This is a genomic window from Streptomyces tendae, from assembly GCF_008632955.1.
In the GTDB taxonomy this organism is placed as follows: domain Bacteria; phylum Actinomycetota; class Actinomycetes; order Streptomycetales; family Streptomycetaceae; genus Streptomyces.
In genome coordinates, this window is sequence record NZ_CP043959.1 from 2,487,864 (window position 1) to 2,514,157 (window position 26,294).

Annotated in this window: 19 protein-coding genes and 3 pseudogenes; 12 read left to right on the top strand and 10 right to left on the bottom strand. The window is 73.0% G+C overall.

Annotated features, from left to right (window positions below):
- Positions 1-49: 49 nt before the first annotated feature.
- Positions 50-382 (top strand): MerR family transcriptional regulator, encoded by a 333-nt coding sequence (locus F3L20_RS11680; RefSeq protein WP_150154173.1) that lies wholly within the window; start codon positions 50-52, stop codon positions 380-382.
- Positions 383-488: 106 nt separating this feature from the next.
- Here the strand turns inward: F3L20_RS11680 and F3L20_RS11685 are convergent.
- From F3L20_RS11685 to F3L20_RS11695, 3 genes and pseudogenes are all read right to left on the bottom strand, one after another.
- A pseudogene (locus F3L20_RS11685) lies at positions 489-709 on the bottom strand (hypothetical protein); the annotation flags it as partial.
- An 18-nt stretch (positions 710-727) separates the two neighbouring features.
- Positions 728-1,846 carry a fatty acid desaturase family protein gene (locus tag F3L20_RS11690; RefSeq protein WP_150154174.1) on the bottom strand — a complete coding sequence of 373 codons (1,119 nt, stop codon included), beginning with the start codon at positions 1,844-1,846 and terminating at the stop codon, positions 728-730.
- A 7-nt stretch (positions 1,847-1,853) separates the two neighbouring features.
- A complete protein-coding gene (locus F3L20_RS11695; protein ID WP_150154175.1) occupies positions 1,854-2,909 on the bottom strand; it encodes a ferredoxin reductase in 1,056 nt (351 codons plus the stop codon).
- Positions 2,910-2,995: 86 nt separating this feature from the next.
- Here F3L20_RS11695 and F3L20_RS11700 point away from each other — a divergent pair, with 86 nt between their 5' ends.
- The 6 genes and pseudogenes from F3L20_RS11700 (at position 2,996) to F3L20_RS11730 (ending at position 13,396) form a co-directional block, all read left to right on the top strand.
- The gene (locus tag F3L20_RS11700) at positions 2,996-4,135 is read left to right on the top strand and encodes a PucR family transcriptional regulator (RefSeq protein WP_150154176.1); all 1,140 of its coding nucleotides are present in this window, start codon (positions 2,996-2,998) and stop codon (positions 4,133-4,135) included.
- 916 nt (positions 4,136-5,051) lie between these two features.
- Positions 5,052-9,032 (top strand): SpoIIE family protein phosphatase, encoded by a 3,981-nt coding sequence (locus F3L20_RS11710; protein WP_382686518.1) that lies wholly within the window; start codon positions 5,052-5,054, stop codon positions 9,030-9,032.
- Positions 9,032-9,346, top strand: coding sequence for an STAS domain-containing protein (locus F3L20_RS11715; RefSeq protein ID WP_145828612.1), 315 nt, complete (start codon positions 9,032-9,034; stop codon positions 9,344-9,346). Before F3L20_RS11710 ends, F3L20_RS11715 begins: the two co-directional genes overlap by 1 nt.
- Positions 9,347-9,459: 113 nt before the next feature.
- A complete protein-coding gene (locus F3L20_RS11720; protein WP_150154178.1) occupies positions 9,460-9,855 on the top strand; it encodes an STAS domain-containing protein in 396 nt (131 codons plus the stop codon).
- 207 nt (positions 9,856-10,062) lie between these two features.
- Positions 10,063-12,282 (top strand): SpoIIE family protein phosphatase, encoded by a 2,220-nt coding sequence (locus tag F3L20_RS11725; protein WP_206338888.1) that lies wholly within the window; start codon positions 10,063-10,065, stop codon positions 12,280-12,282.
- Positions 12,283-12,669: 387 nt separating this feature from the next.
- Positions 12,670-13,396, top strand: a pseudogene (locus F3L20_RS11730) (glycoside hydrolase family 11 protein).
- 320 nt (positions 13,397-13,716) lie between these two features.
- Here F3L20_RS11730 and F3L20_RS11740 read toward each other — a convergent pair.
- Together F3L20_RS11740 and F3L20_RS11745 are read right to left on the bottom strand one after the other, a co-directional pair.
- Positions 13,717-15,093 carry a cryptochrome/photolyase family protein gene (locus F3L20_RS11740; protein WP_150154180.1) on the bottom strand — a complete coding sequence of 459 codons (1,377 nt, stop codon included), beginning with the start codon at positions 15,091-15,093 and terminating at the stop codon, positions 13,717-13,719.
- Between the two features lie 25 nt (positions 15,094-15,118).
- Positions 15,119-16,963, bottom strand: a complete 1,845-nt coding sequence (locus tag F3L20_RS11745; protein ID WP_150154181.1) for a thiamine pyrophosphate-requiring protein — start codon at positions 16,961-16,963, stop codon at positions 15,119-15,121.
- 177 nt (positions 16,964-17,140) lie between these two features.
- Between F3L20_RS11745 and F3L20_RS11750 the strand changes: the two genes are divergently transcribed.
- The 5 genes and pseudogenes from F3L20_RS11750 to F3L20_RS11770 all read left to right on the top strand — a co-directional run bounded on the left by F3L20_RS11750 (position 17,141) and on the right by F3L20_RS11770 (position 20,914).
- Positions 17,141-17,950, top strand: coding sequence for an SDR family NAD(P)-dependent oxidoreductase (locus F3L20_RS11750; protein ID WP_150154182.1), 810 nt, complete (start codon positions 17,141-17,143; stop codon positions 17,948-17,950).
- Between the two features lie 100 nt (positions 17,951-18,050).
- The gene (locus tag F3L20_RS11755) at positions 18,051-18,245 is read left to right on the top strand and encodes a hypothetical protein (protein ID WP_150154183.1); all 195 of its coding nucleotides are present in this window, start codon (positions 18,051-18,053) and stop codon (positions 18,243-18,245) included.
- 254 nt (positions 18,246-18,499) lie between these two features.
- Positions 18,500-19,339, top strand: coding sequence for a GNAT family N-acetyltransferase (locus F3L20_RS11760; RefSeq protein WP_150154184.1), 840 nt, complete (start codon positions 18,500-18,502; stop codon positions 19,337-19,339).
- Between the two features lie 24 nt (positions 19,340-19,363).
- Positions 19,364-20,164 carry a GNAT family N-acetyltransferase gene (locus F3L20_RS11765; RefSeq protein WP_240810879.1) on the top strand — a complete coding sequence of 267 codons (801 nt, stop codon included), beginning with the start codon at positions 19,364-19,366 and terminating at the stop codon, positions 20,162-20,164.
- A gap of 82 nt (positions 20,165-20,246) precedes the next feature.
- Positions 20,247-20,914, top strand: a pseudogene (locus tag F3L20_RS11770) (phosphatase PAP2 family protein).
- A 24-nt stretch (positions 20,915-20,938) separates the two neighbouring features.
- Here F3L20_RS11770 and F3L20_RS11775 read toward each other — a convergent pair.
- The 5 genes from F3L20_RS11775 to F3L20_RS11795 are packed head-to-tail and all read right to left on the bottom strand — an operon-like array spanning position 20,939 to position 26,292.
- Complete coding sequence (locus tag F3L20_RS11775) at positions 20,939-22,249, bottom strand: glutamate-1-semialdehyde 2,1-aminomutase (protein ID WP_150157301.1); 1,311 nt, start codon at positions 22,247-22,249, stop codon at positions 20,939-20,941.
- Between the two features lie 11 nt (positions 22,250-22,260).
- Positions 22,261-22,836, bottom strand: a complete 576-nt coding sequence (locus F3L20_RS11780) for a dTDP-4-dehydrorhamnose 3,5-epimerase family protein (protein WP_150154185.1) — start codon at positions 22,834-22,836, stop codon at positions 22,261-22,263.
- Positions 22,833-24,038 carry a polysaccharide pyruvyl transferase family protein gene (locus F3L20_RS11785; protein ID WP_150157302.1) on the bottom strand — a complete coding sequence of 402 codons (1,206 nt, stop codon included), beginning with the start codon at positions 24,036-24,038 and terminating at the stop codon, positions 22,833-22,835. Before F3L20_RS11785 ends, F3L20_RS11780 begins: the two co-directional genes overlap by 4 nt.
- Positions 24,039-24,049: 11 nt before the next feature.
- Positions 24,050-24,997, bottom strand: coding sequence for a glycosyltransferase family 2 protein (locus F3L20_RS11790; RefSeq protein WP_150154186.1), 948 nt, complete (start codon positions 24,995-24,997; stop codon positions 24,050-24,052).
- On the bottom strand, positions 24,994-26,292 hold the full coding sequence (locus tag F3L20_RS11795; protein ID WP_150154187.1) for a hypothetical protein: 1,299 nt from the start codon (positions 26,290-26,292) through the stop codon (positions 24,994-24,996). The genes F3L20_RS11790 and F3L20_RS11795 overlap by 4 nt, the downstream gene beginning before the upstream one ends.
- Between the last annotated feature and the right edge of the window lie 2 nt (positions 26,293-26,294).

Consider the following 26,294-nt stretch of genomic DNA (forward strand, 5'->3'; position numbering starts at 1 on the left):
GGTGCCGTACGGCACCAAGGCCCCTCCACGCGTTCCACAGAGAGGTGCAATGACAGCAGACGACTCGTACGGCCGTCTCGACGACGAGGACTACCCCGCCTACACCATGGGCCGGGCCGCCGAGATGCTCGGCACCACCCCCGGCTTCCTCCGCGCCCTCGGAGACGCCCGCCTGATCACCCCGCTCCGCTCCCCGGGCGGTCACCGCCGCTACTCCCGCTACCAGCTGCGCATCGCCGCCCGCGCCCGCGCGCTCGTCGACCAGGGCACTCCCATCGAGGCCGCCTGTCGCATCGTCATGCTGGAAGATCAGCTCGAGGAAGCCCGGCGCATGAACAGCGAACACCGCGCCGCCCGATCCAGTCGGACGACCACGGCGTGAGATGAGCGTGCCCGCCTGCCTGGGCGGGCATCGCACGCACAGTCCCGGTGGACGGCATGAACGTTCACAGCGCAGGCGGTGCGGCCGGCCGCAAGCAGCGGAGAAGTCACCCGGCCTGGTGCCAGGGCGCGTCGGACCGGGTCGGCGTCGGCCCGGCGGTCAGGGCGAGGGCGGGCAGCTGGTGCCGGCGACCATGACGCCGGGGGCCGTGCCACCGGTCGCTCCGGCGACCGCGATGGAGACGTCGACCAGGCCCTGGGTCTTGGCCCAGGTGGCGAGGGGGACGGTGTCGGTGATGATCGCGGTGCCGGTCACGAGGCCGACGTTCTGAACCAATGCCGGGCGTCAGGCCGCGACGAGCTCCTGCTCGCGGTCCGGCGTGGTGACCTTGGGCTTCTTGTTCGGCAGCGAGAGCCGGAAAACCTTGTGCCACGCCGAGAACACCTGCTTGGGCAGCGGCCCGGTGACGTACTCCAGCTCGTACTTCTCGAACAGCGCGCGCACCTTCACCGCGACCTCGGCGTACCGGTTGCTCGGCAGGTCCGGGAACAGGTGGTGCTCGATCTGGTGCGACAGGTTGCCGGTCATGAAGTGCATGGCCTTGCTGCCGCTGATGTTCGCCGAGCCCATCATCTGACGCAGGTACCACTGGCCGCGCGTCTCGCCGTTGATCGACCGGCGCTCGAAGACCTGTACGCCCTCGGGGAAGTGCCCGCACATGATCACCGAGTGGGTCCAGAGGTTGCGGACCAGGTTCGCGGTGAACGTGGCGGCGAGCGTGGTGAGGAACGACGGGCCCGAAAGGAGCGGGTGGATCACGTAGTCCTTGAGTACCTGCTTGCGGATCTTGCGACCCACGGCCTTGGCCCGCGCGCGGAACTCAGGGTCCTTGCGGCGGTGCTTGGACAGGTTCTTGCCGAGTTCCAGGTCGTAGGCGGCGATGCCGTACTCGAAGAAGCAGGCGTTGATGAAGTTCCACAGCGGCTGGCCGAGGTGGAACGGGCTCCACTTCTGGTCTTCGTCGACGCGCATGATGCCGTAGCCGAGGTCGTTGTCCTTGCCGATCACGTTGGTGTACGTGTGGTGCAGCTCGTTGTGCGAGTGCTTCCACTGGTCGGAGGGCGAGACGTGATCCCATTCCCAGGTGGTGGAGTGGATCTTCGGGTCCCGCATCCAGTCCCACTGGCCGTGCAGGACGTTGTGGCCGATCTCCATGTTGTCCATGATCTTCGCCACGGACAGCCCGGCGGTGCCGATCAGCCACGCGGGCGGGAAGAACGAGAACAACAGCACGCCCCTGCTGGCCAGCTCGAGCTTGCGCTGCGCCGAGATGACCCTGCGGATGTAGGCGGCGTCTTTCTCGCCGCGGCCGGCGATCACCTCGTCGCGGATCGCGTCGAGCTCGCGGCCCAGCTCTTCGATCTGCTCCGCGGTCAGGTGGGCGGTGGGGTCGATAGCGGTCAAGATGTTCCTATCGTTCGATGTCGCAGGGGCCCGCGGCGGCGGACACGCAGGTCTGGATGAGGACGCCCGGCTCGGCCTCGGTGATCTCACCGGTGCGCAGGTCGCGGACGGCGCCGGCCTTGAGCGGGGTGACGCAGCCGAAGCAGATGCCCATGCGGCAGCCGGACGGCATGAGCACGCCGGCCTCCTCGCCGACGTCCAGCAACGGCGTGGCGCCGTCCGCGTCGACGGTCTTGCCGGTGGTGCTGAACGTGACCTCGCCACCGTCGCCGGCGACGACGATGCCGGGGCGGAAGCGTTCGGTGTGCAGAAGCTCCGGCACGCCGTGTTCGGTCCAGTGCTCCTCGGCGGCGTCGAGCAGGCCCGCGGGCCCGCAGGCCCAGGTCTCGCGCTCGGCCCAGTCGGGCACGAGTTCGTCGAGACGTGCGATGTCGAGCATGCCGTCGGTGTCGGTGTGCACCTCGGTGAGCCGCAGCTTCTTCTTCGCGACCAGGTCGTGCAGTTCGTCGCGGAAGATCACGTCTTGCGGCCGCGGCGCGCAGTGGACCATGACGACGTCGTCGAACTCGGTGTCGCGCAGCATGCCCATCACGGGCGTGATGCCGCTGCCTGCCGTCAGGTAGAGCACCTTGGCGAGCTTGGCCTCCGGCAGCACGAAGTCACCCGTCGCCTGGTCGAGCTGGATCAGCGTGCCCGGTTTCGCCCTGCGGACCAGGTGGTTGCTGACCTTGCCGTCCGGGATCGCCTTCACGGTGATCGTGACGCGGCCGTCCCGGCGGTTCGCCGGTGAGGTGACCGAGTAGGCACGCCACAGGCGCACCCCGTCGACGTCGACCCCGATCCGCACGTACTGACCGGCTGTGTGGCCGCGCCAGCCCCGTCCCGGCCTGATCACGATGGTCGCGGCGTCACCCGTCTCGGGGTGCACGGCCTCGATGCGCCCACGCAGGTCGGCGCCCGCACGCAGCGGGCCGACCAGGTCGAGGTAGTCCGACGGCAGCAGCGGCGTCGTGACCATCTCCAGCAGTTTCCACGCCCTGCTGCGCAGAGCTGTACTCGTCATGACTCCAGCTTGCTGCGCCTCAAGGCGTAAAGTCCTGACCGCAAGACGTAAATCTGGTCGGCTGAGTTGTTCGCAGGGAACAAGACATGAGCCATGCAATCCAAAGGGCCAGCGAACTGGCCCTGAATGAGACGACGGTCACCGCGCTGCGGGCCGCCCTGAAGACCACCGCTGACGAGGTCGTCCAGGCGATCATCGACGAGGTCCCTCCCTACGCCAACGCCCTGTCGGGCCACATGGGCGCCACCATCCGCCGAGCCGTCCGCACCGCCCTGGGGCACTACCTGGACCTCGCGAGCGGGAACGCCACACACGGCGACGGCGGTGACGCGGCGTACGAGCTGGGCCGCGGCGAGGTCCGGGACGGCCGTTCGATGGACGCCCTGCTCAGCGCCTACCGCGTCGGCGCCCGCGTGGCCTGGCGATGCCTGGCAGCGGGTGCCGTGTCCACGGGTCTGCCCGCTGCCGAGGTCGCCAAGTTCGCCGAGCTGACCTTCGCCTACATCGACGAGCTCTCCGCCGCGAGCGCCGCGGGCCACGCTGACGAACTGGCCGCCCGAGGCCGGGCCCACGAGCGCCACCTGGAACACCTGGCTCGCGACCTCCTCGCCGGCGCGAGCCCGGACGTGCTCCTTGTCTCCGCTCAACGGGCCGGGTGGCAGCCTCCGGTTTCGCTGACCGCGGTCCTGCTGCCCGCCGCCCAGGCCCGGCCTGCCTATCGCGCGCTCGACCCGCGCACCCTCGTCCTCGACGATCTGCCGGACTCCTTCGGCGTGCTGCTCGTCCCCGATGCCGACCGATCACATCTCTTGCGGCAGATGACCGACCGCACCGCCGTGGTCGGCCCGGCCCGGCCATGGACGCGTGCCTCCGCCTCGTACGCACGTGCCGTCCGTGCGCGCTCCCTCTCCTCTGACATCCGCGACACCGAGGACCACCTGCCCGAGCTGGTGCTGAGCGCCGACGTGGACGCGTTCGCGGACCTGCGTGCCCGAGCCCTCGCACCGTTGCAGACCCTGCCTGTCGCGACCGCGCGGCGGCTGGGGGAGACGTTGCGGGCATGGCTGCTGCACCATGGCAAGCGGAACGAGATGGCGGCGGCGCTGTTCGTCCATCCCCAGACCGTTCGGTACCGGATGTCGCAGCTGCGGGAGCTGTTTCCGGATCTCGGGTCGCCGCACCGGGTCCTCGAACTGACGCTCGCGGTCGGTCTTCGGGTCAGCTGACACGTTCCTCGACCGTCCACGACCGCGTCCGCGAGCAGGGCGGCTCGCGCCTTCCGGCATCGCTCGGATCGTCCGCGTTCGGTACTTCGGCCGCGATCCTCGCTGTCCGCGCCCGCGAACTCGTCGACCAGGGCGCCCCGATCGAGGCTGCCTGCCGGACCGTCATCCTCGATGACCAACCCGAGGAAGCCCGGAACTTCGATGCGGAACAGTGCGATGGCGGGGTGCGCGGTCTTGGGTGTCCGGCGGGCCGGTGCCCGCCGATCCGTTCTCCCGTGTGCAAGGTGAGCGGTCCGGGCGCCGGATGTCGCAAGGGGCGCCTGACCGGTGAGCGCGCTGTCGCTGCAGGTGTGGAAGGGCGAGGTGGTGCCCCTGCGGGAGGGGGTGTCCTTGTGGACGGAGGCCGGGTCCGTTCCGCCGGCCGGCCCGGAAAACTCCGCGTTTGCCGTGATCCGGCGCGGAAACACCCCACGAGGACGACGGTCCTCGGGGCGGTTCCGGGCTCCTGGTCGGCGGCGGCCGAGGACGGCGACGGGCGGCTCCGGACCGCCGTCGTGTGTTCCGTCGGTGCACCTCCCGCGCAGGTGTCGTGACGGCCCCCATTATCCTGAGCCCCGCGACCGGTGGCCCGTGGGTGGGACGCATCCCGAGGGGTGACGGGGCGAACCGCACGGGAGGTCAGGGACGTGGCCGAGGACTTGGGCCGGCATGAGGGAAAGGGTGTCGCGTGGAGCGTGCAGGCCGGTCGGTGAGCGGGTCGCGAGACGAAGTCGGCGCACAGGTGTTCACCGCCGACCCGGAGGTGGGCAGGGACCTCGCCGAAGTGGACTGGGCGGCCACACCGCTCGGCCCGCCGCAGCAGTGGCCGCAGAGTCTGCAGACCGCCGTCAGCATCCTGCTCTCCTCCCGGTTCCCGATGTGGATGGCGTGGGGCGAGGAGCTGACGTTCTTCTGCAACGCGGCGTACCGGCGCGACACCCTCGGCCGTAAGTACCCCTGGGCGCTGGGCCGGCCCGCGAGCGAGGTGTGGGCGGAGATCTGGGGGGACATCGGCCCGCGCATCGAGGCCGTGCTCGGCACGGGGCAGGCCACGTGGGACGAGGGACTGCTCCTCTTCCTGGAGCGTTCCGGCTACACCGAGGAGACGTACCACACGTTCTCCTACAGCCCGCTGCGGGACGACGCCGGTGACATCGTCGGCATGCTCTGCGTGGTCAGCGAGGAGACCGAGCGGGTGATCGGCGAGCGGCGCATGGCCACCCTGCGTGACCTGGGCTCCGACCCGAGCGTGATCCGCACCGAGCAGGAGGTGCTGGCCTTCGCCGACCGGCAGCTGTCCCGCAACCGCAAGGACCTGCCCTTCACCCTGACCTACCTGTTCGACGGCGACGACGCCCGGCTGGCCGGCGCGACCGGCGTCACACCCGGCCTGCCCGTCGCACCCCGCCTTCTCCCCCTGGCCGGCTCCGAGGGGCCCTGGCCCGCCGCGGCGCTGGCCGAGGGCGAGGCGCGGGTGGTCCCGCTGACCGGCGTGCCGTTCGACGCTCTGCCCGGCGGCGACTGGCCCGAGCCGCCGACGGAGGCGCTCGTCGTGCCCCTGCTGCAGCAGGGCAGCGCGCCGTACGGCTTCCTCGTGGCCGCCCTGAACCGCTACCGCGAGCTGGACGAGCGCTACCGCGGGTTCATCGAGCTGGCGGCCGGGCACATCGCCTCCGGCATCGGCAGCGCCCGCAGCTACGAGGCACAGCAGCGGCGCGCGGAGGAACTGGCGGAGCTGGACCGGGCCAAGACCACCTTCTTCTCGAACATCAGCCACGAGCTCCGCACCCCTCTGACCCTGATCATGGGACCCGTCGAGGAGCTGCGCACCCGGCTCACCGACGCGGGCGAGGAGATACGGACCGAGCTCGACGTCATCCACCGCAACGGGCTGCGGCTGGGCAAGCTGGTCAACACGCTGCTGGACTTCTCACGCATCGAGGCCGGCCGGATGCAGGCCGCCTACGAACCGGTCGAACTGGGCGCCGTGACGGCGGAGCTGGCCAGCGTCTTCCGTTCGGCCGTGGAGAGGGCCGGGCTCACCTTCGACGTGGACTGCTCCTCGCTGGACGAGCCGGTGTACGTGGACCGCTCCATGTGGGAGAAGGTGGTCCTGAACCTGCTGAGCAACGCGCTGAAGTTCACCTTCGAGGGGACGGTCGGCGTCGCCGTGCGCCGGTCCGGCTCCCACGCCGTGGTCACGGTGGCCGACACCGGGACCGGCGTGCCGGAGGCGGAGATGCCCCGGCTGTTCGAGCGCTTCCACCGCATCGAGAACGCCCGCTCCCGCTCGAACGAGGGAAGCGGCATCGGACTGGCCCTGGTGCGCGAACTCGTCGGCCTGCACGGCGGCACGATCGACGCCGAGAGCGCCGAGGGGAAGGGCACCACCTTCACCATCCGGCTGCCGTTCGGCACCGGGCACCTGCCCGCCGACTCCGTGGTGGCCGCGCCCGCCGGCACCCCGGCCTCCGCCACCGCCGACCCTTACGTCCACGAGGCGCTCCGCTGGCTCCCGGAGAGCGCGGCGGGCACCACGGCCGACGACGGCGCGGAGACGGCGGGCGCCGCCCCGCTCGGGTCGGACGCCGGCACCACACGCAGCGCACGGGTGCTGGTGGCCGACGACAACGCCGACATGCGCGAGTACCTCACCCGCATCCTGACCGCCGGGGGGTACGAGGTCACCGCGGTCACCGACGGCGTCGAAGCACTCGACGCCGCCCGCCGCCGCACCCCCGACCTCGTCGTCAGCGACGTGATGATGCCCCGGCTGGACGGCCTGGAGCTGGTGTCGCGCCTGCGGGGCGACCCCCGTACGGCCTCCGTGCCGGTCCTGCTGCTGTCGGCGAGGGCCGGGCAGGAGGCGTCGATCGAGGGACTGCAGGCCGGCGCCGACGACTACCTGGTGAAGCCCTTCGCCGCCGCCGAGCTGCTCGCCCGGGTCCGCGCCAACGTCGAACTGGCCCGGCTGCGCGGTCACCACCTGCGCTGGCGCACCGCGCTCATCGACTCGCTCCAGGAGGCGTTCTTCGTCTGCGACGACTCCGGTGCCGTCGTGGAGATCAACACGGCCTTCACCGACATCCTCGGCTACGGTCCCGAGGACCTGCCGTACACCCCGGTGCACCCCTGGTGGCCGGACGCGGTCACCGACCCGGGCGCACACGAGGAGGTCGGCGCCGCCTTCGCCGGCCTGCTGGAGAACGGGCAGGGCTCGTACACCGTGCCGGTCACCCGCCGCGACGGCCGTCGCCTGTGGATAGCCGTGACCTTCAACAAGGCCGAGGACCCCGACACGGGGCGCCAGGTCACGGTCGGCACCTTCCGCGACGTCACCGCCGAGCACTACGCCGTCCAGCGTGAGACGGCGCTCGCGGCGCTGAGCACCTCGTTGTCACGCGCCTCCAACATGTCCGAGGCGCTGTCCGGCGCGCTGGACCAGCTGCGGTCGCTGTGGCACGCGGACGTCGTGGTGGCCGCCGTCTTCGGCAGCGACGAGACACCCTCACTCACGGCCACCGAACCCGGCCTGCGGTGGGCGGACCTGCCGGCCGAGCGCCGGGAACTGCTCGAAGCGCTGCGCGGCCGGCCCCCGCTCACCGTGGTGACGGAGGACAGCGGCGCGGGCGTGCCGCTGGAACACCCGCGGGGCCCGCTGGCCCTCTGGATCGACCTGGGCGGACACCGGCCCTTCACCTCCGAGGACCAGCTGCTGCTGTCGCTGCTCGCCGGGCACCTTGCGCAGGGCCTGGTGCGGGCGCACCAGATCGACCAGCAGCGCGAGGCCGCGATCGCGCTCCAGCGCGCCATCCTCGGCCCCGCACAGCTCCCCGACGGCTTCGCCGTGCGGTACGAACCGGCCACGCGCCCCCTGGAGGTGGGCGGCGACTGGTACGACACTGTCGCCCTGCCCGACGGGCGCATCGGCATCGTCGTGGGTGACTGCGTCGGACGCGGCCTGGAGGCGGCCAGCGTCATGGGACAACTGCGCAGCGCCTGCCGCGCACTGCTGCTCCAGGACCCCAGCCCCGCCCGGACGCTGACGGCGCTCGACCAGTTCGCGGCGAGCGTGACCGGCGCGCTGTGCACGACCGTGTTCTGCGGTGTGCTCGACCCCGCCACCGGAGAACTCACCTACTCCAGCGCCGGGCACCCGCCGGGCATCCTCGTGCATTCCGACGGCAGCACCCGGCTGCTGGAGGAGGGGCGCGCGCTGCCCCTGGCCGTACGGCCGGGCCGGCCGCGCCCGGAGGCCTCCTGCTCCCTTCCCGCCCGCGCCACGCTGCTGCTGTACACCGACGGTCTCGTGGAACGCCGCCGGCGTCCCCTCAGCACTGGCATCGAGCAGGCCGGCGACGCCATGCAGGAGGGCCGCGACATGCCGGTCGAGGACCTCGCCAGCACGGTGATGTCACGGCTCGCGCCGGCAGGGGGATACGACGACGACGTGGCGCTGCTGCTCTACCGTCACCCGGCGCCGCTGGAGATCACCTTCCCGGCCGAGTCCTCCCAGCTGGCACCCGTCCGCAAGGCGCTGCGCAGCTGGCTCGCCCAGTGCGACCTGCCGCCGAACACGGTGCAGAACGTACTCGTCGCCGCCGGTGAGGCGTGCGCGAACGCGATCGAGCACGGCCATCGGAACGCCCCCGGGGAAGACGTACGGCTGCGCGCCGTGGCACTGGTGGACACCCTGCGCGTGACGGTGGCCGACAGCGGCCGGTGGAAGGTCCCGCAGCCCGAGATCAACGCTCACCGCGGCCGGGGCATGTCCCTGATGCACGCGCTGATGCAGCACGTCACCGTCTCTCCCGGCCCGTCCGGCACCACCGTCGACATGCAGATGAGGATCGCCTGATGACAACCCCGCTCACGCTCATACCCGGACGGAGCCCCGACGGCACCGTCCGTCTCGCCGTCAGCGGCGAGATCGACATGAGCAACGCCGGTCATCTGGCCGAGGCCCTGGACGGGGGTGCGGGCCCCCTCGTGCTGGACCTGACGGAGGTGGAGTACCTCGACAGCGCCGGGCTGAGCGTGCTGTTCGCCCACGCCGAGAGGCTGGAGCTGGTCGTCCCCCCGCTGCTCGAGCCCGTCCTCACCGTCTCGGGTCTCGCCGATCTCGTCCCCGTCGTCCACAGCGCCGGCACACGGAACGGACCGCAGGGTTGACCCGGCCCGGTGGGGGAATGCGCACCTTTGCCCGTCCTCTCCCGGCGCCCGTGCGGCGGTGACACCCGCCGCCGTACCTGCCACGCCCTACCAGAGCCGCCCGTCCAGGAGTGATGTCTCACGTGAGTGACACCCTCGACACGACCATCAGACACACCGGGGAGCGCACCGCCGTCGTCGTCGTCACCGGAGATGTCGATCTGCACACCGCGCCCGTGCTGCGTGCGCAGGCGCTGACCGCCGTGGGACAAGGTGCTCCGCACCTCGTCCTGGACATGGCCCAGGTGGACTTCGTCGATTCCACCGGCCTCAGCACCCTCATCGTCCTGATGCACGCCACCCAGGAGGCCGGCGGGTCACTCCGCATCGCGAGCGTTCCCGACCGTCTCGTGCGCATGGTGACCATGACCGGCATCTCCCAGCTGCTCCCCATGCACGACACGGTCGCCGACGCGCTGGCCGCCCTCGCAGCGGGCGATGCCGCCGACGGCACCGGCCCGTCCCGGTGACCCGTCCCTCACCGGCGGACCGGTTCCACGTGCCGTCCCTGACGGCCCGGCCGGGGTGCCGCTTCCGCGTTCGTTGCGCCACACCCCGTCATGACCGGCGGCGTCCCGGGCAGCCGGGAGGCCAGGACACCGGGTCCCGCGGCAGGCGGGGGCCGGTGCCGGGGGGAACGCGTGCCGGCGCGGTGCACGCACCGGCGGAGGGACGAGATGAGAGCTGAACGGGAATCGCGGTCACCGCAGGGGACGCGCCCGTCACCGGCGGCACGGGCCTCGGACGAGGACCTGTCGCTGCTGTTCGGGACGTCGACCGCGCTGTTCGCCTCCATGGCAGGGCCCGCCCATGTGCTGGAGGCCGCGAACCCGGCGTTCTTCACGGCGATCGGGGGCGAGCGGCGGGAACGCACCGGTGTGCCCCTGGGCGATCTGATGCCCGAGCTGAAGGGCCAGGGCTTCCTCGCGCTGCTCGACCAGGTCTACCGGACGGGGGAGCGGCACGTCGGCCGGGACACCCGCGTCGTCCTCGGCGTCGGCCGCCAGGCCCGTGAGGCGTTCGTCGACTTCACCTACGAGGCCCGCCGCGACAGCGGCGGCAACGTCATCGGCGTACGCATGATCGGCGTGGAGACCACTCAGGCCAAACACGCCCGGCGACTGGCCGCCGAGCAGCGCGCCCTCCTCGAACAGATCGCCCGCCAGGCGCCGCTGCCCGAGGTGCTGGAGGGCATGTGCCGGGTGATCGAGGAGCTGTCTCCCGACGTCATCGTCTCCGTCCTGCTGGCGGACGAGGACGGCTGCCGCCTGCACCACGGAGCCGCGCCCAGCCTGCCCGTCTTCTACAACGAGGCCATCGACGGCATCGCCACCGGTGAGGGCGCCGGCTCGTGCGGCACGGCCGCCCACCGGCGCCGCAAGGTGATCGTCACCGACATCGCCACCGACCCCCTGTGGGACGACTTCCGTGACCTGGCCGTCCGGGCGGGGCTGGCCGCGTGCTGGTCCACCCCGATCCTCGCCCGTGACGGGCGGGTGCTGGGCACCTTCGCGATGTACCACCGCACACCGCGCGCCCCCCAGGACACGGACCTGGCGCTGGCCCGCCTGTTCGTCGACACCGCCGGCCTCGCCATCGAGCGGCACCACGCCGAGCAGGCCCGGCGGACGGCCGACGCCCGGGAGAAGGCGGCACGCGACGACCTCTCCTTCCTGCTGAACGTCAGCACCGCGCTGGCCGGCCCGCTGGACGAAGGGCAGACCCTGCGACGGGTGGCCGACCTGGCGGTCCCGGCGCTGGCCCCGCTCGCGGTGGTGGACGTCCTGGAGGCCGGGCGGGTGCACCGGGTGGCGGCCGCCGCCACGACCGGGCACGCCCGCGAACTGCTCGCCTCGCACGGCGCCCTGAGGGAGACCGGGGACGACGCCGTCGCACGGGTCCTGGCCACCGGCCTCACCGAGGTGGCCCGCCGCACCCCGGTCGGTCCCGGACTCTGGCAGGAACTGGGCGTCACCGGATACGTCTGCGTGCCGCTCATGGACCGGGAGCGGCCCTTCGGCGTCCTGAGCCTGTTCGCGACGGACGACGCGTCCCTCGGCGGCCACCGGATCGCCCTGGCGGAGGAAGTGGCCCGCCGCGCCGCCTCCGCCGCGCGCAACGCCCGCCAGTACGCGCAGCGCGCCGCCCTCGCCCGTGACCTCCAGACCGGCCTGCTGCTGCCGGACCTGCCCGACGTCCCCGGGGCGCAGCTGGCCGCCCTCTACCGCCCGGCGGGTCAAGGGCTCGACATCGGGGGCGACTTCTACGACGTCTTCCCCCGCGGGGACGGCAGCTGGTCCTTCGTCCTCGGAGACGTCTGCGGGCGCGGGGCGAGGGCGGCCACCACGACGGCCCTGGTCCGTCACACCGCCCGTGCCGTCGCCCCGCTGCTCGACGACCCGGTCAGCGTCGTCAAGGCCGTCGACAGAGCGCTGAACGACCGCAACTCCCAGCAGAACAACGGCTTCGTGACGCTCGTCTACGGCCATCTCACGCAGGCCGACGACGGACTCGCCGTCGAGCTCGTGAGGGCCGGCCACACACCGCCCCTCCTGCTGGACGCCTGCCACACGGTGACTCCGGTCGAGGTCCCCGGCGGTCTGCTCGGCATCGGCATCCCGCCCACGCTCGACGCCGTCCGCCTCACGCTGCGCCCCACGGAGAGCCTGGTGCTGTACACCGACGGCATCACCGAATGCCGGGCCGCGGACACGGAGCAGTACGGGGAGGAGCGACTGGCCGGCGCCCTGGCCTCCGTCCCGGTCCGCCCGACCGCGACCGACGTCGTACGGAGCCTGACGGAGGACATCCGCGCCTTCATGGGCGGCCACACGGTCGACGACGACCAGGCGGCGTTGGTCGTCACGGCGGAGGGACCGTCACCGGTTTCCCGGTAGGTGCGCAGGAAGCTCCCGGACCTGGCCGGATGTCACCGGCCTCCTCCGTGCTGCCGCCGGGACGTGGCGAAAGTTTCGACGACGATCCGCCTACTTGCGGGTCACCACTTCCACGACGGGTTCGTCGTTCGGATGTGGGTGGCTCCGATTGCGGTCTGACCAGCGATTCTGTTGGCCTCTCAGGGGTTCCTTGTTACGGCGAAGTTTCCGAAAGTGCGTCGAAACTGTTGACACGCTCATGTCGTTCTACGAACACTGTGGCCACCGCACGACAGCCAACCCCCGTGCCCCAGGCGTCACTTGGCCGCCGGGCAGGGTGGTCGGCCATGCGAGGCAGCGGGTGGCAGCAGCCACCCGGCCCCCCACCAGCCTTCATCGGGAGGACGCATGAACCAGGACGGCAAGCGGCACGAGATCCAGCAGAACCCCGCCCCCTTCAGCGGCCTGAGCCGCCGCGGCTTCCTCGTCGGCGCCGGCGCCGGCGCCGCCGCGCTCGCCACCGCGTCGGGGCTGGTGCTCCCCGGCACCGCGCACGCCGCCACCACCATCACCACCAACCAGACCGGCTACGACGGGCTGTACTACTCGTTCTGGACCGACGGCGGCGGCTCCGTCTCCATGACGCTCAACGGCGGCGGCAGCTACAGCACCCGGTGGACCAACTGCGGCAACTTCGTCGCCGGCAAGGGCTGGGCAACGGCGGACGCAGGACGGTCCGCTACAACGGCTACTTCAACCCGTCGGGCAACGGCTACGGCTGCCTCTACGGGTGGACCTCGAACCCCCTGGTCGAGTACTACATCGTCGACAACTGGGGCAGCTACCGGCCCACGGGTGAGTTCCGGGGCACCGTCTACAGCGACGGCGGCACGTACGACATCTACAAGACGACCCGGTACAACGCCCCCTCCGTCGAGGGCACCCGCACCTTCGACCAGTACTGGAGCGTCCGGCAGCAGAAGGTGACCAGTGGCTCCGGGACCATCACCACCGGGAACCACTTCGACGCCTGGGCGCGCGCGGCATGAACCTCGGCCAGTTCAGGTACTACATGATCATGGCGACCGAGGGCTACCAGAGCAGCGGCAGCTCGACCATCACGGTCAGCGGCTGACCTCGGCCGACAGACCCCGGGACCTGCCCGCAGGGGCGGGTCCCGCGGTGCTCCCCGCCGGCGAACCGCGGGTCGGGGCGAGGCGGACGGGCCGTCATCATGAGGGCCAGGCACAGGCCGTCGCCCCGCCTCCGCGCCCCCGAGCGGTTCACGGCCGACGCGGGCACCCTGAACGTGGCTCTCGTCCACCCCATGCAGGGGCCCGCCGGACTCGACCGGCGCTGTCTGTGGCTGTCCACCCTCGTGGACGAACGAACTGACGGGCGGGGCACCCGAGCCGACGCCCCCCGGGGGCACACGGACCGTGAGGGTCTCGCCCCTCAGTCACGGCCCCGCGCATGCCGGAAGCGGGTGAGGGCGTCGGCGAGGTCGACGATCGGGGGCGGGTAGGCGAGTGCCGTGCGGCGGTCCTCCGGGAGGCGCCACGGTTCGTGGATCCGCCCGGCGTCGACGTCCGCGAGTTCCGGGACCCAGCGGCGTACGTACGCTCCGTCCGGGTCGAACCGCTTGGCCTGGACCGTGGGGTTGAGGACCCGGTGGGGGCGGGTGTCGGTGCCCGTGCCGGCGGCCCACTGCCAGTTGAGCTGGTTGTTGACGATGTCACCGTCCACGAGCAGGTCCAGGAAGTGCCGGGCGCCGATCCGCCAGTCGACGTACAGCGTCTTGGTGAGGAAACTCGCCGTCAGCAGACGCGCCCGGTTGTGCATCCAGCCCTCGTGACGCAGCTGGCGCATGGCCGCGTCGACGATCGGGTAGCCGGTCCGCCCGTCCCGCCACGCGGCGATGTCCCCGGCGGCGTCGTCCTCGCCGCGCCACCGGTCGTCCCGTGTGCGGTAGTCCCGCCAGGACGCCTCGGGCCGGGCCGCCAGCACCTGGTGGTGGAAGTCCCGCCAGCACAGCTGACGGACGAAGGCCTCCGCGCCCGGACCTCCCCGCGCGCGTGCCCGGTGGACGGCCTCGACCGCGGAGAGCGCCCCGAGGTGGAGGTAGGGCGACAGCCGTGAGGTCGCGTCGCCCGCGAGGTCGTCGTGCCGTTCCTCGTAGGCGTCCAGGCCCCCGGAGCGCGTCCACCGCGCGAGCCGGTCCCGGCCGGCCGTCTCCCCTCCCGGCGGCAGACCGGGGGAGGTGCCGGACCCGTCCGCGCGGCCGGGCAGCGGCTCACCGTGCACCCCGTCGGGGACACGGACGGCGCGGGGCGCCGCGAGGGGTGTGCGGAGTGTCTGCTCGGACCAGCGACGGGAGTACGGGGTGAACACGGCGAAGTGGTCCGAGCCGGCCGGGGTCACCGCACCCGGGGCGACGGCGGTGATCACCGCCTCGTGCACCCGCAGGGCCACGCCGGCGGTGCCGAGCTCCCGGCGCAGCCGCTCCTCACGGCGGTGGGCGTACGCGGTGACGCCCGCGGCCAGGTGCACCTCGGTGGCCCCGCACGCGGCGGCCACCGCGCGGACCTCCCGGACGACCGGCCCGGAGCGGACCACCAGCCGGCCGCCGCGGCGCCGCAGGCCGTCGTCGAGGTCGCCCAGGCAGTCGGCGAGGAAGGCCCGCCGGTTCGGCGCGTCGAAGCCGGCCGCGTGGATGCCGGGGTCGAGCACGAACAGCGGCACCACCTCGTCCGCCGACCGCAGCGCCGCGTGCAGCGGCGGATGGTCGCGCAGGCGCAGGTCCGCGGTGAACAGGACCACGGCGACGGTCACGGCGTCACTCCGGGCGCCCGGGGCGTCACCCGCCGCCCCCGGCGCTGTCGTCCGGTCCGGCGCCGGGGCGGTCGGAGCGGTGGCGGGTGCCCGGCAGCATCTCCTGGACCTTGGCCTTCAGGCCCTGCCTGACCATGGAACCGCGGTCGCTGTCGCCCTTGAGGATCGCGCCGGCCGCCGCCTCGATCTGGTCCAGGGAGGCGTGCGGCGGGACCGGCGGGACGGCCGGGTCGGTGCGGAAGTCGATGACGAACGGCCGGTCGGCGGCGAACGCCCGGTCCCAGGCGGCCTCGACCTGCCGGGGCTTCTCGACCCGCACGCCGTCCAGGCGCATGCTCCGGGCGAGGTCCGCGTAGGGGAGGTCCGGGATGGCTTGCGACTCCTCGAACTGCGGGGCGCCGGACATGGCGCGCATCTCCCACGTCACCTGGTTCAGGTCGCCGTTGTTCAGCACGGCGACGATCAGCCGCGGGTCGGACCACTCGCGATAGTACTTGGCGGCCGTGACCATCTCCATCATCCCGTTCATCTGCATCGCCCCGTCCCCGACCAGGGCGACGGCCGGCCGGTCGGGGTGGGCGAACTTCGCACCGATGCAGTACGGCACAGCGGGGCCCATCGTGGCGAGGGTGCCGGACAGCGAGCCGCGCATCCGGCCGCGCAGCCGCAGGTGCCGGGCGTACCAGTTGGCGGCCGAACCGGAGTCGGCGGCGAGGATCACGTCGTCGGGCAGCCGGCCGTCCAGGGCGTGCACCACGTACTCCGGATTGACCGGGTCGGCGCTGACGGCGGCGCGCCGCTGCATCACCTCCCACCAGCGGGCGACGTTCCTCTCGACCCCCTCCCGCCAGGTCCGGTCCTCCTTGCGGTGCAGGCGCGGCAGCAGCCGCCGCAGGGTCTCGCGGGCGTCGCCGACCAGGTTCACCTCGTTCGGGTAACGCAGGCCGATCATGTGCGGGTCGATGTCGATCTGCACGGCCCGCGCCTGGTCCAGCTCCGGCAGGAACTGCGTGTACGGGAAGCTGGAGCCGATCATCAGCAGCGTGTCGCACCCCCGCATCAGCTCGTAGGAGGGGCGGGTGCCCAGCAGCCCGATGGAGCCGGTGACGTAGGGCAGGTCGTCGGGCAGGGCGTCCTTGCCGAGCAGCGCCTTGGCCACCCCGGCGCCCAGCACGTCCGCCAGCCGCTCGACCTCCTCGCGGGCGCCGCGCGCGCCCTGCCCGATCAGGACGGCGACCTTCTCGCCCGCGTTCAGCACGTCGGCGGCCCGCTGCAGGTCCTCGTCCGCGGGGACCGGCGCCGACCGGCCCAGGCCGAGGCTGGAGGGCACCATCTTGAAGGCGTGCGTGGGCGGGCTGTAGTCCAGTTCCTGCACGTCACCGGGGAGGATGATCGCGGTGACGGTGCGGCGGGCGTACGCGGTGCGGAAGGCCCGGTCGACCAGGTTCGGCAGCTGCTCGGGGACCGTCGCCGTCTCGCAGAAGTCGGACGCCACGTCCTTGAAGAGCGAGGCGAGGTCGACCTCCTGCTGGTAGGAGCCGCCCATGGCGCTGCGGTTGGTCTGCCCGACCAGCGCCACCACCGGCACGTGGTCCAGCTTGGCGTCGTACAGCCCGTTCAGCAGGTGGATCGCGCCGGGACCCGAGGTCGCCGCGCACACGCCGGCCCTGCCCGAGAACTTCGCGTACCCGACCGCCTGGAAGGCGGCCATCTCCTCGTGCCGTGCCTGCACGAACTTCGGCTTGTTGCCGGCGCGGCCCCAGGCGGCCAGCAGCCCGTTGATCCCGTCGCCCGCGTAGCCGAAGACATGGTCGACATCCCAGTCGCGCAGGCGCTGGAGGATGAAGTCGGACACCTTCGTGCTGGCCATGCGAGCTCCGTTCCTGCTCCCGCCGGCGGACGACCGTCCCCGGCGCCGGACGTGGGGGGCGCGCGGTTCTTGGCGTGCGGGGCGCACCACCGCGCGGGTAACCGCGCCGGTGGGCGGGAAACGTCGCCCGCGACGGGCGGGGTGCGTGACGCGGACCCGCGGGGTTACTCGTCCGGCATGACTGACACACGGCCACTCGCACTGATCACCGGCGCGTCCAGCGGCATCGGCCTCGAGCTGGCCCGGCAGTTCGCGTCGCACGGCTACGACCTCGTGGTGAACGCCGAGGACGAGGAGCTGGAGTCCGCCGCCCGGGAGCTGCGGGAGCCGGGCGCGGAGGTGCGCGCGGTGCGCGCCGACCTGCGGACCGGCGAGGGACGGTTCCTGCTCCTGGACGCGCTCGACGGCCTGACAGTCGACGTCGCCGCCCTGAACGCCGGGGTCGGCCAGGGCGGCGCCTTCGTCGACACCGACCTCACCGACGACCAGGAGGTCATCGACCTCAACGTCACCGCGACCGTACGGCTGGCCAAGCCGCTGCTGCGGGCGATGGTGGCGCGCGGTGAGGGGCGGCTCGCCTTCACCTCGTCCGTCGCCTCGCAGATGCCCGGCTCCTTCCAGCCGGTCTACAACGCGTCCAAGTCGTTCGTGCAGTCCTTCGCCCAGGCGCTGGCGGAAGAGGTGAAGGACACCGGTGTGACCGTCACGTCCTTCATGCCGGGACCGACGGAGACCGAGTTCTTCGACCGCGCGGACATGAGCGGGGACACCCGCATGGGATCCATGAAGAAGGACGACCCCGCGCAGGTGGCCGGGCAGGCGTTCGAGGCGATCGTGAAGGGGGAGAAGAAGGCCGTCACCGGGTCGCTGATGACCAAGGCGCAGGGCCTGGCCGGGAAGGTGCTGCCGGACGGGGTGAAGGCGGCGGCCCACCGGCGGATGGCCGAGCCGGGGACGGGGGACGGCGAGGGCTCCGGACAGAAGTGATGCGGGGACGCGTCCGGGACGGGTGTTTCGGCGCCGGATCACGAATCACCCGGTGAACGGCAGGGAAATCGAGACGCAGGCGACTTCGAGGAGGAAGCCGATGTCGAACCCGCAACAGCCGGAGCTGCGGCGCAGTGACAAGGGCGGGGCGACTCCGCAGGACAGTGAGGCCCGCAAGGCGTCCCAGCCCGGCCGGGGCGCCGGCGGCCACGCCCATGGCACCGACCGCGGCAACAAGGGCGGCGGCCGGGGTGGCGGCAAGCCCCCGGAGCAGCAGCCGGACCATCCGGTCTGAGGAGTCGTCGACCGACGAGGGGCGCGCCGTGGGGCACGGCGCGCCCCTCGCGCGTGGGCGTGCGCCCGGAGTGCCGGGTGCGGGTCGTCGGGAATAGATAGATTATCTGAGACATCTATCACATGGACGCGGCACGCGTGCCGGAGGCAGGATGACGGCGGTCGCTGTACGCCGTGCACACCCCCACGGCGTGCAGCGGACCCTTCACGGGGGCGACCGCCGCACCCCGGCACCGACAGCAGGAGAGCGCGACGATGGCATGGTCCGTCACCGGCAGTCCCGGACTGTTCCGGCGGGAGGCCGGCGCCTTCGTCTCCGCGCGGCCCGACCGGCACACGATGCTGTTGTCCGCGCTCGACTCGCTCGAACGCGCCCCGCTCGCCGGCGCCGGGACGGCCGCCCGCCTGGGCTGGTGGCGTGAGGCGTCCGACGCCCCGGTGACGGCCGCGTTCGTCGGGACGCCGCACCTCACGGTCGCCACCGCCCTCCCGCCGGACGCCGTGCGCGGCCTGGCCCGGTCGCTCCTCACCCACGCCCACCCGTACGCCGGGCTGATGAGCGACGAGGCGTCCGTGCGCGCCTTCGAGGCGGCCTGGGAGAAGGAGACGGGCGCGGCCCCGGGCGCCGGGCCCCGCCTGCGCCTGCACCGACTGGACCGGCTCGTCCCGCCCGTCGGCGCACCGCCCGGGGCGGCACGCGTGGCGACCGAGGACGACCGGCCCCTCCTGCGCGCCTGGTGCGACCGCTTCGTCGCCGAGGCGGGATCACTCGGCGCGGACCTGGACCGGTTCGTCGACGAGCGGATCGCCGAGGGCGGCTGGCGGATCTGGTCGGTCGACGACGAGCCTGTCGCGACGGCCGCCAGGACCACCGTCGTGGCCGCCACCGCCCGTATCACCCCGGTGTACGTGCCGCCCCCGCACCGTGGGCGCGGGTACGGCGCGGCGGTCACCGCCGCCGTGTCCCGCGCCGCGCGCGACGCGGGCGCGGAGCACGTACTGCTGTTCACCGATCTGTCCAACCCGGTGAGCAACCGCCTCTATGCGCGCATCGGTTACCGGCCGGTGGCGGACTACCGCATCGTGACGCCGTAGGCGCTGACGAGAAGGACGACGAGCATGACCGACACCGTGCGCACGGACGCCGGACCGGACACCCGGCACGCCGGACTCCTGGACCGGGTGTACGCCAACTTCCGCCAGTACCTGACAGGCTGGGGAGAACAGGTGCGGGCGACGGGCATCACCGACCACTTCCGCAGCGGCCTCGCCCAGCCGCAGTTCAACGGCGTGGTCCGGCTGCGGCGGCCGGCGGAGGCGGGGGAGGCGGTCACCGCCGCCGGCGAGGCGCTCGCGGGGGTGCCCTGGTGGTGGTGGGTGGGGCAGGACAGCCCCGTGGGCACACGGGAGGCGCTCACCCGGCACGGCATGACCGAACTGGGGACCCTCCCGGTGATGGCGCGCCCCCTCGACCGGCTCGGCCCCGCACCGCGCACACCTGAGGGCGTACGGATCGTCCCGGAGGCCGGGCCCGGCCTGCTCGCGGAGGTGGTGCGCGTCTACAGCAGGTCGATGGGCGCCGTCCCCGGTATCGAGCCCGACCTGGCGCGCATCGAGGCGCGGCGCGCCGACAACGGGGTCATCGACCGGCTGGCCGCGCTCGACGAGGGGCGGGTGATCGGGACCGCCACGGTGATCTCGGCGTACGGCGTGGCGGGGATCTTCCTCGTCCATGTCGCCGAGGAGTACCGCCGCCGCGGGATCGGCGCGGCCCTTACCGACGCGGCCCTGCGTGCCGGGCGCGACCGCGGCATGCGCCACGCGGCCCTCGTCGCCAGTCCCGCGGGCGAACCGCTGTACCAGCACCTGGAGTTCACCACGGTGTCCGAGTACCACCTCTTCGCGCCGCCCGCCCCCTGACGCCGCCCGTCCGCCAACTCCCCGCATCCCACCGTCGGTTAGGCTGACAAGGGACGTTTCACGGGGTGGCGGCACGGTGACGGTGACGGACGGCAGGGCGGTCGTGCCGCCGGTGGTTCCGGCGGCGCTCCGCGGACGGCTCGCGGCCGTGGCCGCGCTCGCCGCGCTGATGGTCCTCGTGCTCGGCGTCCGTTACGCCGGTGACGCCGGGCCCGGCCGGACGGACGCCCGGATCGGGGAGGCGGCGTACGGCGCCGGCGCCCCGTGGTGGCACATCGCCTCCGCGACGGACTTCCTCGGCGACCCGGCGGGCGCCCTGCTCCTGCTCGCGGCCGGCGTGACGGGCTGCCTGCTGCTGCGGTGGCAGCGCGCCGCCGTGCTGCTCGTCGCCGCAGCGGTGCCGCCGTCGGCGTGACGAAACTGCTGAAGCCGCTGGCCGCCCGCACCATCAACGGCGACGACAACCTCGCCTTCCCGAGCGGCCACACCGCCTTCCTCACCGCGTTCGCCCTCACCGTCGCGCTGCTCGCGACGGGCCGGCTCGGCCTCGGACCCGCGGCCGGGACGGCGCTCGTACTGGGCGCCGCCTCGGCCGCCGGGGCCGCCATGGGATGGGCGCAGGTCGCCACCGGAGCGCACTACCCGACCGACACCGTCGGCGGCTGGGGCACCGCGCTCGCGGTGGTGCCGGCGGTGGCGTGGGCGGTCGACCGCACGGCCGACGCCGCCCTCCGCCACCGGAGAGGCTGACGGGACCTCACACGACCCGGCGCCTCACGCCCGTCGGCGGAACACCGGCCGCACCGGCCGTCCCCCCAGCCACGGCGTCGGGTCGCCCGCGTCCAGCGCCTTCCGGTACACCGCGCACGCCTGGCCCACCACGTCCACCGTGCGGTCGACGTCGGCCTCGTCGAGCGCGGCGCTCACCACGAACGACGGCGCCAGCACCCCGCCGGTCAGCAGCCGGCGCAGGAACAGCGTCCGGTACTCCTGCGACGGCCGTCCCGGCCCGTCCAGGGTGGCGAAGACCAGGTTGCTGGCCCGGCCCCGCACCACCAGGTGGTCGCCCACGCCCATCGCGGCCGCCGCGTCCCGCACCCCGGCGGCCAGCCGCTCGCCCAGCGCGTGCAGCCGCGCGGTGACGCCCTCCTCGGTGTAGGTGGCCTGCACGGCCATCGCCGCGGCCAGGGCGTGCGTCTCCGCGCCGTGGGTGGTGGACAGCAGGAACACCCGGTCGTCGTCGTGACGCAGCCCGCCCCGCTCCATCAGGGCGCGGCGCCCGGCCAGCGCGGACACGGCGAAGCCGTTGCCCAGCGCCTTGCCGAACGTGGACAGGTCGGGGACCACCCCGTACAGGCCCTGGGCACCGGCTTCCGACCAGCGGAAGCCGGTGATCATCTCGTCGAAGACCAGCACGCAACCGTGCCGGTCGGCCAGCTCGCGCAGCCCGGCGAGGTAGCCGGGCGGCGGCTCGGTCTGCGCGGCCGGTTCCAGGATCAGGCAGGCGATCTCGCCCCGGTGCCGGTCGAGCAGCTCCTCCGTGGCGGCCAGGTCGCCGTAGGGGAACGTCACGGTCAGCTCGGTGGTCTCCGCCGGGATGCCCGCGGACATCGGCGTGGTGCCGATGAACCAGTCGTCGGTGGAGAAGAACGGATGGTCGGCGCACAGCGCCACCCGGGCGCGCCCGGTGACGGCGCGCGCGAGGCGCACCGCCGCCGTGGTCGCGTCCGAGCCGTTCTTCGCGAACTTCACCATCTCGGCGGTCGGCACCGTGGCGAGGAACCGCTCCGCCGCCTCCGCCTCCACCACGGACGGCCGCACGAAGTTGCTGCCGCGGTCGAGTTCTCTCCGTGCCGCCTCAAGGACCCGGGGATGGGCGTGGCCGAGACTCACCGACCGCAGCCCCGAGCCGTACTCGATGTAGCGGTTGCCGTCGACGTCCCACACATGGGCGCCCCGCCCGTGACTGATGACCGGGGCCAGGTCCTGCGGGTACTGGTCGTCGCCCTTGGCGTAGGTGTGCGCGCCGCCGGGGACCAGGGCGTGCAGCCGCTCGTTGACCGCCCGCGACCGGGGCAGCCGCATCTCCTCGCCGCTCACGCCTGCTTCACCTCCGCCCGCCGCGCCTCCAGCGTCCTCAGCGCCTCGGCCAGTCCCGGCGCCTTGCGGTCGCGTTCGGACGTCGTCGTGACCGGCAGCGGCCAGGGGACGGCCAGTTCGGGGTCGTCGAAGGCGATCGTCACGTCCTCGGCCGGATCGTGCGGCCGGTCGATGCGGTACGAGGTGTCGGCGGTCTCCGTCAGCGCCTGGAAGCCGTGCGCGCAGCCCGCCGGGACGTACAGGGTCGCCTGCGTCTCGCCGGACAGCTCGAACGTGGCCCGGCCCAGGTAGGTCGGCGAGCCGGGCCGCAGGTCCACGACCACGTCGAAGATCCGCCCGGACGAGCAGCGCACCAGCTTGGCCTCGCCGGCGCCGGACCGCAGATGCATCCCGCGCACCACGCCCCGCACCGAACGGGACAGGCTGTCCTGGACGAAGGCGTCCGGGTCGATGCCCGCGGAACGCACCACGTCCGCGTCGAACGTGCGGCAGAAGAAGCCGCGTTCGTCGGCGAACGGCGTCGGCTCGAACAGAAACGCCCCGGCGATCGCCGGGACCTCGGTCACCTTCATGGGGTCTCCTGTCCTGCGGGGGCCGGGGCGGGGTCGGACCCGGGTAACAGGGCGGACAGCGCGGCGAACTGCTGCCGGACCCGCCCCACGAGCACCACGTTGCGTTCGGCGAGGATCCGCCGCACCCGCGACCGGTTCCGCTCCAGCTCCCGGAACTGCTCCAGCAGCCGGTCGGCGTCGATCTCGCGGGCCGAGTGGCAGTAGGCGCCCACGCCCATGTCCGCCATCAGCCGGTCGCTCTTGGCCGCGTAGCTCACGGAGAGCGCCGGGGTGCCGACCTTCAGCGCGCAGACCAGGTTGTGGTACCGGGTCGCCACCACCGCGTCGGCCACCGTCATCTCCTTCATCAGATCGCCCAGGGACGCCGTCGCGGCCGCGGTGACCATCGGCGAGTCCACCGCCTCGATGATCGCCTCGGCCACCGGCCGGTCCACGTCGTCACCCGTCAGCAGCCGCACCGGCCTGCCCTCCGCGGCCAGCGCGCCGACGAACCGCGTGATGCCGTCCAGGTAGCGGCTGTTCAGCTCCCGCGCCCGGTCCCGCTCGTCGTTGCTGCCGTGGAAGTCCATGATGCCGACACAGACCGGCCCGGGCGGGCCCGACAGGTCGCCCCGCGGCGGGGTCGGCAGGGCGAACACCAGGTCCGTGTGAACCTGGTCTCCCGTGGTGTCCACGCCCATGGCCCGCATCGCGTCACGGGACAGGGTGTCCCGGTACGACCGGTACGCGGCCAGCCGCGCCGCCCAGCGGGTCAGCACCCGCACCGGCCGGCTGCCGGTTTCGGAGGCGCCGACGGCGACGAGCGCGACCCGGGCGCGCAGCACCCGGCCCCACCCGCACAGCAGGAACAGCGAGTACGGCAGGCCCCAGGGCCTCAGCGGCAGCGTGCTCTCCAGGATGCCCGTGCCCGGCACGACCACCACGTCGTGCCGGCGCACCCAGGCCGCGATGCGGAAGGCGTCCACGAGCTTGCCCAGGCCCTTGCCCGCGACGTCCTTCAGCCGCGAGGCGGTACGGTACTCGCCGCGGTACCAGTGCAGCCGGGTCGCCGGGATCCCGTACCGCGCCGTGACGGTCTCGGGTCCGCCGCACAGGGCGTCCACGACCGCGTCCGGGTGCGCGGCACGCAGGTGGTCCAGCACGGCTTCGAGCGACCCGTCGTTGCCGACGTTCCCCGAGCCGAACAGGCCGAAGATGCCCACACGAGGGGACGTCACGCGTCCCCCCTCTCGCGTCCGGCGACCAGGGCGTCGACGGAGACCGCGTGCTCGGCCGGGTCCACCGGGGCCCGGTCCTCGACCCGCTCGCCGGCGCCCGGCCGGACCCGGCTGGTCGCCCACGCGGCGAGGTGCCGGTAGCAGGCGCGCCGGTCGGCGGCGGACAGCGGCGCCCGTCGGACCGCCGACACGAAACCCCAGACGTACTCGGCGAGCAGCCGGGGTGTCGGGTGCAGCGGTCCGGCCCGGCGCGGGTCGAGATTGACGCAGCGGGCGCGCTTGGAGGGGTTGGCGCGCTCGGCGCGCGTGGGGTGGTCGCGGCGGAAGTACAGCAGCTCCGGCACCTGGTGGAAGGGGCCGTGCAGGGTGATCTCGGCGACGAACGTGCGGTCCGCGTGGTGGTAGCTGTCGTGCGGCTTCACCCGCCGCAGCACGTCGGCGCGCATCACGCCGTAGAAGTCGTCGCCGCCGGGCTCGAACAGCAGGCTGCGGAAGCGCTCCGGCGCGTGCGGCGACCCGGTGGCGAGCGTGTACGCGTAGGGCACCGTGACCTTGCCGTCGCCGTCGATCACGGCCTGGTCGCTGTGCGCGAGGATCACGTCCGGGCGCTCGTCGAGCGCCTCCACGCAGCGCTTCAGCAGGTCACGGGCGTACAGGTCGTCGTGCGAGGCCCACTTGAACAGCTCGCCGCGGCACTCGGTGAAGACGTGGTTGTGGTTCGGCGCGGCGCCGATGTTCCGGGGCAGCCGGATGTACCGGATCCGCGGGTCCTGCTTGGCGTAGCGCCGGCAGATGTCCTCGGTCCCGTCGGTCGACGCGTTGTCGGATATGACCAACTCGAAGTCCTCGTACGTCTGGCCGAGCAGGGCCTCCAGCGACTCGGCGAGGTACTCCTCGCCGTTGTACACGGGAAGGCCGATGCTCAGCCGGGGTTGCGCGGTCATGACGTCCTCACTTCACGAAGGGAATCCCGGTGGTGCTCCCGCAGGGCGATCCGCAGATGCAGCCACCATGCGGCCGAACCGCACACCGACGCGGCGGCGGCGCCCCAGGCCGAGCCGACGGTGCCGCCGAGGGCCGCACCGCCGATCCCGAGGCCGACGTAGCAGACGGAGGCGAAGATCTGGCACCGCAGACTGAGCCGGGCCGCGCCGAGCGCGCGCAGCCCGGCGGCCGCTCCGGTGCCCACGCCGGCCCCCGCGACACTGAGGGTGGCCGGCACGATGAGTTCCTTGGCGGCGGGCCAGACGTCGCCGAGGACGAGCTCGCCCGCCCGGTCCGGCATCAGCAGCAGCACGCCGCCCCACAGCAGGGCGGCGACCGCCTGGCCGCCGCCCAGGAGCAGACAGAACCGGCCCAGCCGGTGCGGGGCCTGCCGCAGCATGCGCGCCGCCTCCGCGACGGTGACCAGCGTCAGCCCCATGAGCACCGCCGTGAACGGGCCCTGCAGCAGTTCGGCGCCCCGGACGACACCGACCGCGCCGACGCCGACGATCGCGCCGAGCCCGTACGCGCGCAGCTGGCTCGCGCCGCTCACGCACGTGTTCTCGACCAGGTACCGGAGGCCGAGGTCACGGTGGTCGCGGATCCACGGCCGCGCCCCGGCGGGCCGCGGCCGGATGCCGGACTGCAGCCAGCCGTACGCGCCCGCCACCGCGGCCGACCCGCCCCAGGCGAGCACGAACGCGGGCACGGTGCCCACCTGGGCCGCCACGACCATGGCGGGGATCAGCGCCACGCCCCACACCACGTCGTTGACGAACGCCTTCCGGCCGACGCCGGCCGCGAAGAACGAGTACCGCCAGGCGTCCTGCAGCAACAGCCCCGGCAGGACGACGCCGAGGCAGGCGAACGCGGCGCCCACGCTGCCGCCGAGCAGCGGCCACAACGCCAGGCACAGCGTCCCGACGCCGGCGCCGACGACCAGCGAGGTGCCCGTCGACCGGGCCACCGCCTGCCGCCAGGACGCTTCGGCGACGGCGCTGAAGCGCACCACGAGCGGGTCGGTGGCCACTCCCCGGGAGACGCTGAGCACCACGCCGTAGGTCACCCAGGCCAGGCTGAACACGCCGAACGCGGTCAGTCCCAGCGAGCGCGCCACGTACACGCCCACGGCGAAGTTGGACAGGCTGGAGGCCGCCTGGTCGGCCAGTCCCCACGACAGCCGCCCCGCGACGGCCCGCGTCACGGTGCGGGCCGGCCGCGGCGGCGCCGTCGTCCTGTCCCCCTCGGTGGCCATCC

Bases quoted from the DNA above. Each gene is read 5' to 3' on its own strand.
- F3L20_RS11680 (WP_150154173.1), top strand. From the start codon at position 50: ATGACAGCAGACGACTCGTACGGCCGTCTCGACGACGAGGACTACCCC.
- F3L20_RS11695 (WP_150154175.1), bottom strand. From the start codon at position 2,909: ATGACGAGTACAGCTCTGCGCAGCAGGGCGTGGAAACTGCTGGAGATG.
- F3L20_RS11700 (WP_150154176.1), top strand. From the start codon at position 2,996: ATGAGCCATGCAATCCAAAGGGCCAGCGAACTGGCCCTGAATGAGACG.
- F3L20_RS11710 (WP_382686518.1), top strand. From the start codon at position 5,052: ATGTGGATGGCGTGGGGCGAGGAGCTGACGTTCTTCTGCAACGCGGCG.
- F3L20_RS11715 (WP_145828612.1), top strand. From the start codon at position 9,032: ATGACAACCCCGCTCACGCTCATACCCGGACGGAGCCCCGACGGCACC.
- F3L20_RS11720 (WP_150154178.1), top strand. From the start codon at position 9,460: ATGTCTCACGTGAGTGACACCCTCGACACGACCATCAGACACACCGGG.
- F3L20_RS11725 (WP_206338888.1), top strand. From the start codon at position 10,063: ATGAGAGCTGAACGGGAATCGCGGTCACCGCAGGGGACGCGCCCGTCA.
- F3L20_RS11745 (WP_150154181.1), bottom strand. From the start codon at position 16,963: ATGGCCAGCACGAAGGTGTCCGACTTCATCCTCCAGCGCCTGCGCGAC.
- F3L20_RS11750 (WP_150154182.1), top strand. From the start codon at position 17,141: ATGACTGACACACGGCCACTCGCACTGATCACCGGCGCGTCCAGCGGC.
- F3L20_RS11755 (WP_150154183.1), top strand. From the start codon at position 18,051: ATGTCGAACCCGCAACAGCCGGAGCTGCGGCGCAGTGACAAGGGCGGG.
- F3L20_RS11760 (WP_150154184.1), top strand. From the start codon at position 18,500: ATGGCATGGTCCGTCACCGGCAGTCCCGGACTGTTCCGGCGGGAGGCC.
- F3L20_RS11765 (WP_240810879.1), top strand. From the start codon at position 19,364: ATGACCGACACCGTGCGCACGGACGCCGGACCGGACACCCGGCACGCC.
- F3L20_RS11775 (WP_150157301.1), bottom strand. From the start codon at position 22,249: ATGCGGCTGCCCCGGTCGCGGGCGGTCAACGAGCGGCTGCACGCCCTG.
- F3L20_RS11780 (WP_150154185.1), bottom strand. From the start codon at position 22,836: ATGAAGGTGACCGAGGTCCCGGCGATCGCCGGGGCGTTTCTGTTCGAG.
- F3L20_RS11790 (WP_150154186.1), bottom strand. From the start codon at position 24,997: ATGACCGCGCAACCCCGGCTGAGCATCGGCCTTCCCGTGTACAACGGC.
- F3L20_RS11795 (WP_150154187.1), bottom strand. From the start codon at position 26,292: ATGGCCACCGAGGGGGACAGGACGACGGCGCCGCCGCGGCCGGCCCGC.